The 15,135-nt window shown below is 40.9% G+C and carries 14 protein-coding genes; 1 reads left to right on the forward strand and 13 read right to left on the reverse strand.

What is annotated here, in order from left to right:
* Window positions 1–29 precede the first annotated feature (29 nt).
* The 8 genes from QYF49_RS20945 to QYF49_RS20980 form a co-directional block, all read right to left on the reverse strand.
* A complete protein-coding gene (locus QYF49_RS20945; protein WP_290401533.1) occupies window positions 30–707 on the reverse strand; it encodes an isochorismatase family protein in 678 nt (225 codons plus the stop codon).
* Between the two features lie 60 nt (window positions 708–767).
* The gene (locus QYF49_RS20950) at window positions 768–2,744 is read right to left on the reverse strand and encodes a TRAP transporter permease (protein WP_290401534.1); all 1,977 of its coding nucleotides are present in this window, start codon (window positions 2,742–2,744) and stop codon (window positions 768–770) included.
* A gap of 43 nt (window positions 2,745–2,787) precedes the next feature.
* A complete protein-coding gene (locus QYF49_RS20955) occupies window positions 2,788–3,873 on the reverse strand; it encodes a TAXI family TRAP transporter solute-binding subunit (RefSeq protein WP_290401535.1) in 1,086 nt (361 codons plus the stop codon).
* An 86-nt stretch (window positions 3,874–3,959) separates the two neighbouring features.
* Complete coding sequence (locus tag QYF49_RS20960) at window positions 3,960–4,238, reverse strand: hypothetical protein (protein WP_290401536.1); 279 nt, start codon at window positions 4,236–4,238, stop codon at window positions 3,960–3,962.
* Entirely contained in the window at window positions 4,235–5,485 is a 1,251-nt protein-coding gene (locus QYF49_RS20965; RefSeq protein WP_290401537.1) for an aromatic ring-hydroxylating dioxygenase subunit alpha, read from the reverse strand. Before QYF49_RS20965 ends, QYF49_RS20960 begins: the two co-directional genes overlap by 4 nt.
* A 55-nt stretch (window positions 5,486–5,540) precedes the next feature.
* A complete protein-coding gene (locus tag QYF49_RS20970) occupies window positions 5,541–6,281 on the reverse strand; it encodes a class II aldolase/adducin family protein (protein WP_290401538.1) in 741 nt (246 codons plus the stop codon).
* Between the two features lie 305 nt (window positions 6,282–6,586).
* On the reverse strand, window positions 6,587–7,678 hold the full coding sequence (locus QYF49_RS20975) for a zinc-dependent alcohol dehydrogenase (protein WP_290401539.1): 1,092 nt from the start codon (window positions 7,676–7,678) through the stop codon (window positions 6,587–6,589).
* A 19-nt stretch (window positions 7,679–7,697) separates the two neighbouring features.
* Window positions 7,698–8,690 (reverse strand): substrate-binding domain-containing protein, encoded by a 993-nt coding sequence (locus QYF49_RS20980; protein ID WP_290401540.1) that lies wholly within the window; start codon window positions 8,688–8,690, stop codon window positions 7,698–7,700.
* 59 nt (window positions 8,691–8,749) lie between these two features.
* Between QYF49_RS20980 and QYF49_RS20985 the strand changes: the two genes are divergently transcribed.
* Window positions 8,750–9,196 (forward strand): hypothetical protein, encoded by a 447-nt coding sequence (locus QYF49_RS20985; protein ID WP_290401541.1) that lies wholly within the window; start codon window positions 8,750–8,752, stop codon window positions 9,194–9,196.
* Between the two features lie 679 nt (window positions 9,197–9,875).
* On the opposite strand, the gene QYF49_RS20990 is transcribed toward QYF49_RS20985, so the two are convergent.
* The 5 genes from QYF49_RS20990 to QYF49_RS21010 all read right to left on the reverse strand — a co-directional run bounded on the left by QYF49_RS20990 (window position 9,876) and on the right by QYF49_RS21010 (window position 15,099).
* Entirely contained in the window at window positions 9,876–10,814 is a 939-nt protein-coding gene (locus tag QYF49_RS20990; protein ID WP_290401542.1) for a DMT family transporter, read from the reverse strand.
* A gap of 249 nt (window positions 10,815–11,063) precedes the next feature.
* On the reverse strand, window positions 11,064–12,356 hold the full coding sequence (locus tag QYF49_RS20995; RefSeq protein ID WP_290401543.1) for an SLC13 family permease: 1,293 nt from the start codon (window positions 12,354–12,356) through the stop codon (window positions 11,064–11,066).
* 567 nt (window positions 12,357–12,923) lie between these two features.
* Window positions 12,924–14,135, reverse strand: coding sequence for a Gfo/Idh/MocA family protein (locus tag QYF49_RS21000; protein WP_290401544.1), 1,212 nt, complete (start codon window positions 14,133–14,135; stop codon window positions 12,924–12,926).
* A 13-nt stretch (window positions 14,136–14,148) separates the two neighbouring features.
* Complete coding sequence (gene phtC, locus QYF49_RS21005; RefSeq protein ID WP_290401545.1) at window positions 14,149–14,886, reverse strand: 3,4-dihydroxyphthalate decarboxylase; 738 nt, start codon at window positions 14,884–14,886, stop codon at window positions 14,149–14,151.
* A 27-nt stretch (window positions 14,887–14,913) separates the two neighbouring features.
* Window positions 14,914–15,099, reverse strand: coding sequence for a hypothetical protein (locus QYF49_RS21010; RefSeq protein WP_290401546.1), 186 nt, complete (start codon window positions 15,097–15,099; stop codon window positions 14,914–14,916).
* Window positions 15,100–15,135 lie beyond the last annotated feature (36 nt).

The following is a 15,135-nucleotide window of genomic DNA, read 5'->3' on the forward strand; positions in this document are numbered from 1 at the left end:
CAATAAAAGAAACTAGTTTCATTGGACGCTCAGAACTCGACCATTCGTAAATCAAGATGCGCTTTTACTTCATCCAGACTCATCACATCAGCGTATTTATGGTGAAGATCAAACAAGCTTACTTTATGGGAAATAAGACTTCGATCAAAAGTGCACTCCTCTGCAATAACTGAATGAAATCCGTAAGAATGCGCATCCACCGCAGTAGCTCGGACACATCCACTTGTGCTTTCACCGCAAATGATAAGAGAGTCAATGCCCATCTTAGTCAAATAGGCAATCAAGGGTGTCCCGAAAAAACAACTGGCGCGTTCTTTTCGAATGATGAGGTCATCTGGTTCTGGACGGAAGGCTTCATGGATATCATACGAGTTGTCGAGAACTACATTTCGCACCCGGTTTGTAGCCTCTAAATGATTGGTCACCTGTGTGGAATAAATCAATGGAATATCACGACATCTGGCCAAGGAGATTAATTGTTTTGTTGGCTCCACCGCATCCCAGGCATGAACGCCGCATGAACTCGGATGGTTCTTCACCACTACTTTTACCGGCAACGATCCACCTTCGTAGACCAGATTATAAAGATCGATCAGCAACAAAGCTGGCTTTTTCCCGATGAACGTCACCCGTTCATACGGTTGATAGATTTCCCTAGTATCAGAATCAATCACATCGTGCCAACAGTGTTTTTTGAATTCACTCATTTACATCCTCCTTATCGTAAAAAATCTCCAGTTTTTAAACTGGAGACGTTTTTTTCTCTCTTATGCTTCCATGACATCTACATCGTCTGTTTTCTTTTCAAGGAGTAGCTGATTCATAATCTTCTTGGCTTTTATTCGATTCAAACTAATAACTGTTACCGTGATGAGTAGTCCTATTACATGACTAAACATACCTGGTACTATGAGCAGGAGGCCTCCTGCAAACAAGACCACTTGCTCTATCATATTCATTCTTGATTTGTACCAGCCTTCTACGGCGGCAGCAATCGCAATAACGGCGATCACCGACAGCACGATACTGCTTGCGATATCCCACAAATTACCTTGTAAAAGGATTCCTGGGTCATAGACAAACATAAAAGGTAGAATAAACGCTACAATCGCCAACTTACAAGCATTTAACCCGATTTTTACTGGGTCCGCCTGTGCAATGCTTGCGGCAGCAAATGCTGCCACTGCAACGGGAGGAGTGATAGCAGATAAGCAAGAGTAGTACACAATAAACAGATGAGCGTTCATCACCGGTATATTCATATTGATCAATAGCGGTGCCGCTAAAACCGCGGTCAAGATATAAGCGGAAGATACGGGCATTCCCATTCCTAAAATTATACATAAAACGGCTGTTGCCATTAATGTAAAGAACAAACTTCCTGTTGTAAGCGAGAAAATTAAAGTTCCAAATTTAGAGGAAAGTCCTGTCAGCATAATCCCGTCAATGAGCATTCCCGCTGCAGCACACGCCATTGTAACAGGCACCATTCGTTCAATCACTTCTTCGAAAATAAGAATCAATTTTTTAAACCCGATCCGATACCCCGGTTTAAGCCAGCTGCACACAAGGACAATGGCAGTCGCCAGCACTGCGGCCAAGGAAGCCGTCATCCCATTCATAATGCCAATTACCAGGAAGACGAGAGGAACAAGGTACATCCATCCGTCTTTAATCACATCTTTAACTTTTGGGATCTCTTCTTCTTTCAACGTCGGCATATTTTGTTTGATGGAACGGAAATGCACCTGCAGAAAAATCCCTAAATAATAGAGAATAGCGGGAATTGTCGCCGCTATCACGATTGCCCCATAACTGATTCCTGCATATTCCGCCATTAAAAAGGCGGCGGAGCCCATGATCGGCGGCAATATGCTACCACCGGTGGAAGCGGCCGATTCTACACCCCCGGCAAATATAGGGGAATAACCCATTTTTTTCATAGTTGGTATATTTATCGATCCTGTCGTTAACACGTCGGACGTTGGACTTCCGGAAATCATTCCAAACATTCCAGATGTGATGACCGTAATTTTGGCAGGGCCGCCGACCCTTCTGCCGGAAATAGTCGCCGCTAAACGGAAGAAAAAGTCTCCACCTCCAGCAGCGGTAAAAAAAGCTCCAAATAGAACAAATAGAAAGACGTACGTAGCGGCCACTCCGAGAGGCGTGCCAAAAATCCCATTCACTGTGAAGACCATATCATCCAAGAAGTGATTAAAATCAATCGGGCGATGGGAATAGGCGCCTTGAATATGCTGCCCGAAAGATACGTATGCTAAAATAACCAGCACAACAGAAGTAAGCGTGAAGCCCAATGTCCGACGGGTCGCCTCCAGTGTTAAAAGGACAGTCGCAATCCCCACCGCTAATTCCAGCGGAGTAAGCGGTGTAAATAAAGGAATTCGTTTCAAGTAAAGATCAATATTCAATAAGAAATATATTCCAATACCGAGTGATAGCGAGGCCATAATAATATCCAGCCATGTCGGTTGCTGCCCTTTTACTCTCTTCGTTGAACTAAACTGGAGGAAGGCAGCTGTTAAAAGCAACGGATAAAACACGGTTGTATATTGATACAAATCCATCGATCCGATTGCGCCAAGCCAAACTTCAAAGATACACAAAATGATGGACATCGTTAAGATGAGTTTGCGAAACAACCCTTTTAGTTCCCTGCGATTTCCCTCTTTAAAAAATGCCCGGAACATACCCAATTCTTTTTCAACTTTTTGAGAACCCATTCATCTCCCGCCTCTCTCTGTCGAAATCGTCATAAAACAGAAATTACTTAATGGCCCCAATTTCTTTGTAAAATGCTTCTGCCCCCGGAGCTAGTGGAATCGTACCTGTATCTGCCAGGTTTTTCGCAGTCATGTCTTTCATTGCAGGGTGAAGTACTTGAATGTTCTTCAGGCTGTCAACCAATGACTTGGCCATCTTGTATTGATCCGTTGCATTTACTTTATCACTGACTAAAATAATCCCGCGCATTCCAACTGTCTGAACATCTTTCTTTTGAAAGTCATAAGTTCCTTTTGGAATCGTTTGCGCCGGCAACTCCCACTCTTTTTTTAAAGCATCGACCGTATCCTGATTAACGGACCAAAGCTGCAGATCAGTATGAACCTCGTTTTCTTGTACTTTCGCATCCGGAGCAAAAACAAAGTCAATCGAAACGTCCATCCGATTACTTCCCATCGCATCCCAGCGCTGGGAACTGCCGGCCCAGGTCAGGGATCCTCCCCATTTCTTCAATTTTTCTTCCGTTATCCCGTTAGACTCCAGTGCCGTTTTTGCTGCCAATGAGTTTAGATTTCCTTGTTGATTAATTGCAATTCTTGCCGGAACCTCTTTTTTTGCAATATCCTTCAGACTCTTCACTCGATGCTTCTTAGCAAATTCATCCCGAACCATAATCTGCATTGTTGCATTTTTGTAGATGGTGGCGATTGCCTTCATATTTTCATATTTGTGGGCAAATGGCGGAATTCCTTTTTCGGCTGCCACCCCTTCCACATCTTGAATAATCCCCAGCTCTACTTGGTTTTCATCCACTAACTTGATGTTTCCGGCTCCGCTACCGGGTTCATATGTTGCCGCTGAACCTCCATAACTATCGCCGAATGATTTAGAAACGACTTGTCCAAGGCCAGACCAAAACCCTCCGACAGAACCGCCCGCCAATGTCACTTTAATGGCATCGGTATTTTCTTTATTGATCGTTTGAGCTTTCGCGCTGGCAGTGCTGGTAGCTGGTGCAGATTGATCATTTTGACTCGACTCACCGTCGGAACAAGCCGCCATTCCTGTAATCAACATACAGCAAATGAACATAACACCCCATTTAGTAAACGTACTTTTTTTCATCATTGCCCCCTCATTTCGGTTTTTTTGGTCTCGTTGTGAAATCGCTTTCAATAAAATATAAACGAACATATCCCTCAAACGTTGTTCTGTCAAAAGTCTTCATTATCCTCATCAAGCTCCATCGTCGTCACTTGTTTTATCTGCGTTAATTCCCAGCGGTATCCACAACAATGGCACCAACAAAAATAAACGGTTTGCTCGGATCTCCAATACTCCACAATAAAACTGCTCGGGTCACTCATAGTATGGCCGCAATGATTGCAGTATTGGACCGTTGGCGCAAACGTTGTTCCTCCCTCACCCTTTTGGATGAGGGAGGAATTGACAGGTGGTTTGTCTTTCCCTCGCAGCGTATACCCCATTTTCATTTAACCCCCACTTGATCAAATAGGGCGACTACATCATCAATAATGGGTGAGAAACGCGTCTGGAATCTCTTAAATACACTTTCAAATCCGTCACTGAAATGATGCTTTTTTCGCTCTAACGGCAACACGATGATTTGATTATCTGCCTCATTACGAATCGTACCAATTGGATCTTCTCCCCTCGCCACTTTATCGATTTGTTTTTTAAGCATTTGGCGATAGAAGATGATGCCTTTATCCGTTGTGCCAAGACGTTCGTCCATTCGGTCCGCGATCGTACCCTGTGTAATCCAGCACATTATATCCTGGCCATCGATGTAATCTGTTAAAAACTCGCCGTTTTCATCTTTGTAAGGAACGTCATATAACGGAATTTCTTTTAAATGTTCAGGAATTTCCACATCCGGCCCGGGTGCATAAGCCATGTACCATACGTGCCATGTGTTTTCATCATCAATCGGTACCCTGATTTGGAACTGATAAGATCCAAGTCCACCACTGCCAACCGCGAGCATAAAAGGAAATACAACCGGATGACCGATGCGCCAATCGTCACTGTCCTCTGACTGGCCTTCGAGCAATCTTCTTTTTACAACGCCATACTCAAACTGATCAAAAGCAATTTTGTTATGCTTTCTCTGGAAGGCTACTTCTTCTGTTTCACCCTTTAAACCTGTCACATAAGCATGGTAATGGCCGTGCAGCCATTCTGTATGGATCGGATCGAGCGAATTCTCCATAATTTGCAGCCAGTTACAAGGAAGGACGGCGCTGCCAATCATTCGGACAGCATTATCGATGACAAAGCCATCAAAACGAGGAAGCAACGGTGCCGGCGCCGGGCCTAGATAAGCAAAAATGAGTCCGCTCATTTCTTGTACCGGATATGCTTTTGTTTTAATCCGGTCTTTAAAGGTACTGGTCTCCGGTTCATTTGGCTGCTCCGTACATTGCCCTTTTTGATTAAAGCACCATCCATGATACTGGCACCGCAACCCTTCTTTATCGGGCATTCCATAAACTAAGGATACTTTTCTATGCGGACATTTCTCGTTAATCAGTCCAAGGTTACCTGAAAGGTCACGGTATAGAACCAAATCCTCACATAAAATCCTGACTTTTTTGGTAGCTCTGTCCTTTAATTCGCTGACGGCGGCGATTGGAATCCAATAGCGCCGCATCAAATTCCCCATTGGTGTACCGGGTCCAACGCTTGTTAACAACTCATTTTGTTGCTGACTCAACATCTTATTTCCCCCTACTGTGTTGATAGATGAAAAGATATATAATCACCCGTACCTGTTAGGACAACACTGTTTTAGGTGATGGATCATTAATTCCTACTAAATCGCCTTGTTTTATTGCTTTTTCCTCATGGTACGTCCAGACTTTTTGAATAATACTCGGCTGCCATGCCGTCTCTCTCGTACGCAGGAGATTGTCTCCTTCTAGCACTCGAGTATCTTGTCCCAACAGCATCGCATCATATTGCTTTTTAGCGTTTTCTTCCAGGAATACCGACCTTGCAAATGCAGCCTTTACACTTTCAGCGGCGACAACTGTTCCATGATTGCGGAGCTGCACAGAGATTTCATTTCCGAGCGACTCGGCTAATTCAGCTCCCATTTCCGCTGTGTTGATCAAACTTGATTTTTCATACACAGGCACGTTGTTTACAAAGGCTCCTATCCCGAATACCGGCTTCATCGCCATACCCGCAATACCAAGCACGGTTTGATAATGCGGATGGTTGTGAATTACACTCATAACGTCACTGCGTCTTTTGAAAATTTCAGTGTGAATATGGTACTCACTTGGCGGTTCTGAATCTCCTTCTACCAGTTTTCCATTCATATCACACATCACGATGTCATCCACCGTAACAGACGCTCTGCTTGCCTTACGGGAGTTAATGAAAAAGCAGTCTGTACCTGGAATTCGGCAACTGACATGCCCATGCATATCAAGCAGTTCAATCGTTTCCAATAGTCGTATTGCTTTTGCTACCTGAAGTTTTAAATCCTTTTCATCTACCTGGCTCATAATCTTCCCCCCTGTAAAGATGATCCGTTCTTGACATATAGCTTATATAAAGCGCTTTCTTAAAAATTATGAAAGAATCCCCCCCGTGAATATTTTTAGTTGCCATCAATTCAAGTTGTAGAAAATAGGTATGATTATGTTGATGTAATTCCACGATGCGAAACACATTCCGTATAATGGTTTCATTATACTGACGATAAATAACTTAGTCAATACTGAATATAGAATATTTTCTGAATATACAGTCTAATTGAAATAAAAAGCACCCTTATTAAGGGTGCTCAATATGATTCTCTAAACTTTAATTAAGACCAGGGGGATACGGTAACCAAAAGCGGAGAGGGTTCGCCTTCTCCTCCTGCCGTTTTCAATGCCTCATCAACCTGATGCAATCTATAATTATGCGAGTTCATCTTATATAGCGGAAACGTTTGGGATGCGATAAACTCTGTCGCCATTTTTACCGATTGGTAACTATGCCCCCTGACGCCTTTGACAGTGAGCGTTTTTTGTATAATTAAATCCGCATTAAAGTTTGGAACTTCCTGATTTTTATAAGCCCCCAAAATAACCATGCCGCCTTTTTTGACGATTTCTAAAGAAGACGTGATGGGAGCCGTTCCTCCAGAAGTCACATCTAAAACAATATCCGCCATTTTGCCATCCGTAATTTCATGTATACGGGTTAGGATATCTTCAGTCTGAATATTGATAATGTGATTGACACCCAGTTCTTTTGCCAATTCTAAGCGACGCAGACTTGTCGAGCGGCCAGTGACAATCACTTCTGCTCCGGCTGCTTTGGCTGCCAGAGCACATGCTAAACCCTGCTGTCCTGGTCCCTGTATTACGACTACTTTACCTGGCTGAACTTTTCCTTCGATGATCATCCATTCAAAACCATTTGCTAATGGAAGCGTTAAAGCCGCTTCCTCAGCAGGGACATGATCAGCCATGCGATGCACGACCGAATTGGGATGGAGGTACATATATTGGCTGAATCCTCCCCATAAAGAAGGCTGCAACGAATCTGGCGTTGCTCCATAGCGGATTCCGCCTGCACGTGGATCGGTAAATAAACAGGCACGGTAGTTTCCCGTCCGGCAATGTTCACATTGCCCGCACGGAATGTACTCTTCAAGAGCTACTCGATCTCCCTCTTTTATTCCCCATTTTTTTGCCGCTTTTTCACCAATTTTCTCAATATGACCTACAATATGGTGACCTAAAATTCGAGGCTCTTGGCTTTTCCGGTAATACGAAACATCCGTCCCGCAGACGCCAACAATTTCTACCCGCAAAATGCCTTCTTCAGGAGATAAATCGGGCATATCAAATTCCTGCAGCTCCGTTTGCCTTTCACCAACTGCGACTGCTGACAAAACTTTTTGGCTCAAACCAACCCCTCCTCATGTTTTAGAGTGTATAGGCTTCCAGCGTTGACTGTGCAAACAAATCCTCCATGTTTAAACGGTTTTTAATCATTCCTTGGTTATAAGAATACGTTACAGCCGCTTCCAATGTTTTTCGATTTTTCTCCAGCCCATATGGCCAGAAATCTTCTCCCATTAACTGACGGGTATTTTCCCATTCCGAAACAAACCATGGCAAGGTGACTTTTAAAGCGGCCGTTTGGTTAAATCCGTCATAAACTTTTTGCTTGGCTTCTACAAAAGCCTGATAAAGATTGGTTGCCACCCATGGATGCTCTTCCAAAATTTCATCTTTAATTGCAACGACATGCATAATCGGAAAAATGCCTGTGCGTTCGTAGTAATCTTTTTCGACAGAGACATAGTCAGGAAACAACCGCTGTACATGAGGCGAACCATTTAAAAAACAAGATGGGGCCCGTGGAGCGATCAACGCATCGATATCTCCGGATTCAAGCATTTGATTTAACGTTTGTTCGTCATTAATGGGCTGTATGTTAATATCCGGCGGTAACGTGAGTTTTATTTTTTCAACCCTTCCCGGTGCTTCCTGTCCGCCTGTATACCAGTTCATTTCAGACGGATGCACACCATAATCATGATGTAAAATACCCCGAATCCAAAGGCAGGCCGTCAACTGGTACTCTGGAATTCCCACGCGTTTGCCTTTTAAGTCGACGGCCTCTTCAATACCGGAATGCTTATTAATATAAATACCGGAATGGCGGAAAAAACGGGACATAAATACAGGGATGGCGGTGAAGTTAGGATAACCGCGGTCTTTTGCAATTAAATAAGAGGATAGCGATAATTCGGATATATCAAATTCCTGGTGACGCATCATTCGCCAAAATGTTTCTTCAACCGGCATGTTCAGCCAGTTTAAATCAATTCCTTTTGCCTGGACAGTTCCATTCGTTAACGCTTGAATTCGGTCATAATCCCAGCACGCAAAACTTAAATTTAAATTCGACACTTTTTTCATCCTTTCTTCTTCACTGTTTATGTCATTATTATGACTCGGATTTTTTTTGATTGAAACAATACATTCTTCTATGCGGAACAGGTTTAATATTATTTTTTGAGACCACTCGTTATGGGATCAGTAAGCCCCTGGAAGCCTCAAAACCGGCACCGTTGCTCGCATGCCCCGATTGCTACTCGGTAGCTAAAGCCAGGGTCAAAATCATTTTCGGAAGCTCTGTCGTGCTCATGTACGAATCGTTCATCGTAGCAAAAAAGAATGAAAAGAATGTACCAGCTTCCAAACAAGAGAAAGCAGGCGACGGGCAGTTCAACAAATTGAAAATGATTGCTAGTTTCGGTTATGTCTATGGAGTCATTTCTGCTTTCGCTTATGCCATTGGGTACGTGGTGAGAAAAGAAGGATTAGAGGAAATGCCTAATCCGTATGTGGGGACAACGATTGGCGCTCTTGTTGGCATTCTGGAAATTAAAGAAGACTATTCCAACGTTAATTAAGGAAAATCGGCTTTTGTTCACTTATTTACCTAACGATCTTCTGTATAGGATCCAGCAAAAGTGGAAAACCGATTTGTTCCCCTCTTAATTGAAACCTTAATAAGTAGTGAAGAATACTACCTGAACCAACCATTAGATCTGCGGTAGGCGAAACACTGTAATATTACTATTAGGAATTTTCTGTTTTTTAATTTGGAGCTAAATTCAAAACAATAATCCTAACAAAACCGGATACATCAAAAGAGTGGGATTCTTTCATTATATCATTTACTTATCTCTCAATCAGAGAGGATCTCTCTAACAGGTACACCAAGAAACAGGTCTCACACGCTCTAAAAATTCCAAGACAATAGCCCTTGGCATTATGGACAATCAACGATTAACCATTTAATTATGTGTTTGAGCTGCATGATTGGCTAAACGGGCATGTTAAATGAATAAGATCTCTATAATTACGTTGAATTAGGGATCGTTTTAATTGAAAAAAAAGTAATCCTTTACTATGATAGGTAAAGGATTTTAAAAGTCAATATAGGAAAAACTTTTGCCATTCCAAACCATTTTTATAGATTCATATATAGGTAAATCAATGATTAGTTATACAGCTAAAACAAATTTCATTTGGCCAGAGAGTTAACCTTATCGTATATCTTCACCAAAACCATTAATTTATTTTCTTTTATAAAACAATAAAACAAATGCCCCCCATTACTAGCATTATCCCTACTATTGTTCTATAAGTAAGCACTTCTTGATTCTTGAAAAGAAAATAACTTAAAGGTGCTACGATGACTGGTGTAGACAGTGTAATAAGATTTGCAATAGAAATCGGAATATATCGCATCGATGCAATAACTAAGATTTGAGCGGAAATGGTAATCACACCGCTGATAGTATAAAGTAAAACACCCCCGCGGTCTGAAATTCTTAACTGTGTCCAAAAACCACGAGAGTTTTTATTGGTCACTACATGTAGCAACAAGCCTAATAATGCCCCAAGTATTCCACCAAAGATTGGCTGATTCCAACTTTGGATAGCAGCTCCTCTGACAACATTCCCAACGGCATATGCAAGGGAACTGAGAAAAGCTAATAGAATCCCTGATTGAAGTAGCCATTTGAAGGAAAAACCCTTGACCGATTTTATCTCTAATTGTCCTCCGGTTGCAGCGATTTCCTTGACATGATTTTTTGCAACGAAGGAGACCAGGACTAACCCGAATAAAATAAGAATGACAGCCGATAAATCCATCCAGTGTAACTTTTCACCCATAAATAACCAGGCGATAATTGTTGTAAACAACGGATTACTCACCTGGAACGCACTTGCTCTTGTTGGACCCAATTTATCAATGGTATCAAAGAAAAACCAACGTCCCAGGTATGTACTAAACAAGCCAGCTGACATAAAAAGAAAAAATCCTTTCGTATTCCAATCAAGGTTTCCACCTTCAAAAAAAAGTACGTAAATTAAAAATAGAAATGCCCCGAATAAAACATTGACTCCTACAGAAATGAGAAAACCAAAATTAAGATTCAGTCGAGTTGCTGCCATCTTTGTTATGATAATATTGGCGGAAAACAAAAACAATGCAAAAATTGCTAGCAATTCACCCATTCTTTAATTCCTCTTCTCTTGTAGACTCTAGAGATTTACAACCCAAAATCTCTCCTTACCCTTTTCTCTATTAAGTTGACGATTGACCTCTCCGTCAATGGAATCTTAACCAACATTATTTTATATACTAATGAATGAACCCTCTCAAACGTTTATTATTCTTTTTCAATTGTATGTTCTAGAGCACTTTGGGTGAAAATCTCTTTAAGCTCGCACTTCTACATTCTTGAAAATTCTGTCTTGCCTCATTTACCATGGCATTCCGATTAACACAAATAGTAGCCAAGCTAATCCTGGGCCAAGAGCTATAAAGACTCCGGTAGTAAGTAAAAGCTGTCTGAAAAACACCCTATCTTTAATGCCTTGTACATTCGCCAGTAATATTGCTCCAGCCGAAGAAAGTGGACTTAAGTCAACAATACTCGAGGAAGCAGAAATCGCTGATATTACATTGTTGGACGAAAGGCTCGGATCCTGCAGGATAGGTGTCGCAATTGGGATAATAGATGCTAGGAAACCTGTTGTCGATGCAAAGGCTGACACAAACCCACCTACGTATGAAACAGCCAAAGTTGCCAGTAATGGATTACCCATGTCCGCTATAAGCCCTGTTACATAGTCCATAACTCCAATTTTCTCCATGACTCCAACGTATGTCACGATTCCCATGACTAGGAGGATTACTCCCCATGGCATTTCTTTAAGAATTCCTTCTTGTTTACCAGGTGCTATCAAGGCCAGTACTAAACCTACTAGGATAGCAGCAAAACCAATATTTATTTCGAATCCAATAGATAAGATACCTAAGACAACAATAGCTGCGAGACAAGCTCCTTTATATAAATTAAAAATGCCTTCTCGTTTTTCTGTCAGTTCATCCCTGTCTGTTTGAATGACTTCTGCGGATGTTGCTACAAAAGCAAGAGTAGTCTTTTTCTCTTTGAAGAAACGAAGCCCTCCAAAAATGATGAAAGCTATCATCGCAACCAATCCAAAATAGATTAAACAATTAATTAAAAGTAATGCTGGAGAATGTGGCAGGTCTCTAGCTTGCATGCCACCGTTGACAATTATGCCAAAGACATTTAGTGGTGAGAAAGAGCCAGCTTGCATTCCAAGAATAATCATTATGCTCATCAAAAGAGGACTGATTTTGTATTTGTAAGCTATTTTTAATCCAATTGGACCCACAAGAGAAACAACTGCAATCCCATAAGTACCAACACTTGCTAGTATCAAACTCAACATGAAGATGAGCCATGGTACGAGACCGAGGTTACCTTTAACTAAACGAAGGCCCGAATCGGCCATTAAGTCGACGAGTCCACTTTTTTGTATAATGGCGAACAAATAAGTGAGCCCTACAATAAAGATAAACAGTTCTACTGGAAAGACGCTATAAATTTCATCAATACTTAGCCCACTTACAGTACCTACTATAAATGCTGCGGCGAATCCTAAAACACCGATATTGATCGGCAAGCTTGCGCCAATTACAAATATAATCAGAAGCACGAGAATGGCAATAATTTCTAAGCTCATTTGTTCTCCCCCTAAACTATAAATGAAAAAAGTTGGTATTTAGTCCCAATCCACCAGTATTCAGTATTTTTAACCGCTTACATTTTTTCAAAAATTTATTTCATCATCTATACCTTCTCTATTAGAATTCGAAGAAAAATCCTATTAATATCAGAAATCTATCCTTCTGTTCGTAAAAACGCTTACAAAAAACCTTAAGGTGGAAATTCATTTCCCACGTTGGGTCAGCGAAAGGAAAACAAGAGGAAAACAAGAAGTAATCACTCACATAATAGTGGTGAAATGTGTAGGGAGTTAGTCTGTTTATGCAAACAAGGTTACATAAAACTGGAGGAGTATCATTGTAGAAATGAGTTATTCATGAGTGATTGTTCAAACTTTTTGTATCTGTACTCAATAATTTCTCAATAAAGCTTCATTATGTTGACTAAAAATTTAATAGATATATATCCTATCTTATCTCTTGTCATCAATGAAGAATTTCCTATACTGAAACTAGTTATAAGTACAGTATCGATTAAACGGGAAAATAGCTACATTGTAAGTTGTTTATCCACTTCTGGACAATCAAATCGTATTTTTTACCATTTCTTTGATTGGTACTTGATGATCTAGATATAGTTCTTTTCTTTCTTTGGATGATTGGATAGCTCTAACACACACCTCTAAGTTAGCTTTTGCCCATTGTCCATCATGGACTGGTTTTTTTCCTTGGATCACAGCTTTGTAAAGCTCATCAATAACATTGATGCGTCCAGTCTCCTCTTTAGATATAGGAACAATATACTTTTCGTCTTCTCCATAAACAATTAGCCCCTCCGGATGCTGACGGATATCTCCCTTTTCACAACTTACAACAGTCAATCCAAAGAAAGGATGGTTTTCTTCTGAATTTTTGTAGTTTTTTGACCGATTGCCACCATATCCCGATGCTATTTTTAAAGCTACTTCATCCGTTTGAGATTTTGTTTCTTTTATCAGTCGGCGGGCTTGCGCATAAATATTTGATTTTGTTAAAGGGCCACCTTCTCCGATATCAAAAGTTAATTCAGTTGTATGAAAGTGATCATAGCCATTATAGACAGCCGTTGCTGCAATACCATCTTCGAATTCTAAGAAAACTGTGTGGTTCCCTTCTGTTGGTCTAGAATCATCGTATATTCCTGTTACTCCACGAATACTTCTAATCATTCCCCCTCCTAAAAACCTAATGATATCAAATTGGTGTGACCCCTGACGGTACGTAACTCCCCCTCCAAGTTCTGTTTTTAATTCTTCAGGTGTTCTAGGACGATATAACCAATCATTGTAATACCAATTGTGAATCATCAAAACTCTCCCCAGTTTTCCACTATCAATAATTTCTCTCATCTTTTGAATGGGGGGTTCAAAACTATGAGAATGCCCTACAATAAGCTGAACATCGTTATTTTCTACTATTTCAATTATGTGATCTGCATCCTCCAAAGACACTGCTAATGGTTTTTCCACTATAATGTGTTTTTTCGCTTCAGCAGCAATTTTCACATGATCTGTATGTAATTCGGTAGGTGTCGCAATATATACTGCATCTACTCGAGGGCTTTTACATAAGTCCTCTATTGAATAGTAGGTTTCAGCATTGTAATCTTTTGCAAACTTTTCAAGTCTATCTTTATTTCTTGTTGCAGCTGCAGTCAATCTAACGTTTGGATGTTTTAATATAGCAGGAATCATGGATGCCCCAGCGATTCCTAATCCTACGATCCCAATATTTAATATTCCATGTTGTAGAGACATATGGTATCCCCTTTCATTTTTTTATGTTCTCTGCTTCTTCTAATTTTTTTACATAATATCGCCAAACCCATTTCGCATTAAATTTCGTTCCTAAATCAGGCAACTCCGCAATATCCTCTTCAGAAATTGAAGGGGCCTCACCCCCTGTTTTTGCCACTTCTAAAGTTACTTTTGCCAGTGTATTGAAGTTTAAAGCGTTGATCGTCGCTTCCTCGATGGTTGCACCCGTTGCAGTAATTCCATGTCCCTTCATTAAACAAATATCTTTATCTCTCATCTCTTTAATCATAGGATCTGCTAATTCTGGTCGTGTTACTAGGTAAGACCTTGAAAAAATCGGAATTCCTTCTAAGGCCATACGCATGGCTGGAATATTAAATGCCCCAAAAATAGGACGTAATGGTAAGTCTGAAATTCCACAAATTAAGGCTGCTGGAGGATGAGCATGGATAACACAACCCACTTCTGATCTCGATTTCATTATTTCACCATGAATGGGTAATTCTTTCGGAACCTGATACTTTCCTTGAAGGTCTTCTCCCTGACCATCAAAGTCTACCCTTCTAATTGCTTCTACGGTCGTATACCTAACTCCATTTTCTATTTCTCCCCTGCAGCGGATAAACATTTCATCAGTACCTGGGATTCGTGCACTAACGTGACCTAGCGTTTCATCTACCAAACCTTCCATTGCTAATATTCGACAAGAGAGGGCTACATTTTTTCTGAGTTCGTCTAATGAATCGCTCATCTTCCTGCTCCTTTCTTTATATAATGGCTAGACTAGTTCTGGTGCTGTAACTCGTTTAACCTCAACAATTTCTCCTCTCCATGAACATTCACTGCACCAACAAAAGTAAGCTGTATCATCAGCTATCCAATATTCATTTAAGAGGCTTTTAGATTTCAAGAGAGACTCCCCACAATTTGGACAATACTTTAACTTTATCTCATATTTTTTCATTATCGAATCCTCCCAAGTAAGGATAGAGAAAGAAGT

Origin of the sequence: Fictibacillus terranigra (genome assembly GCF_030412265.1) — a bacterium.
Lineage (GTDB): Bacteria > Bacillota > Bacilli > Bacillales > Fictibacillaceae > Fictibacillus_C > Fictibacillus_C terrinigri.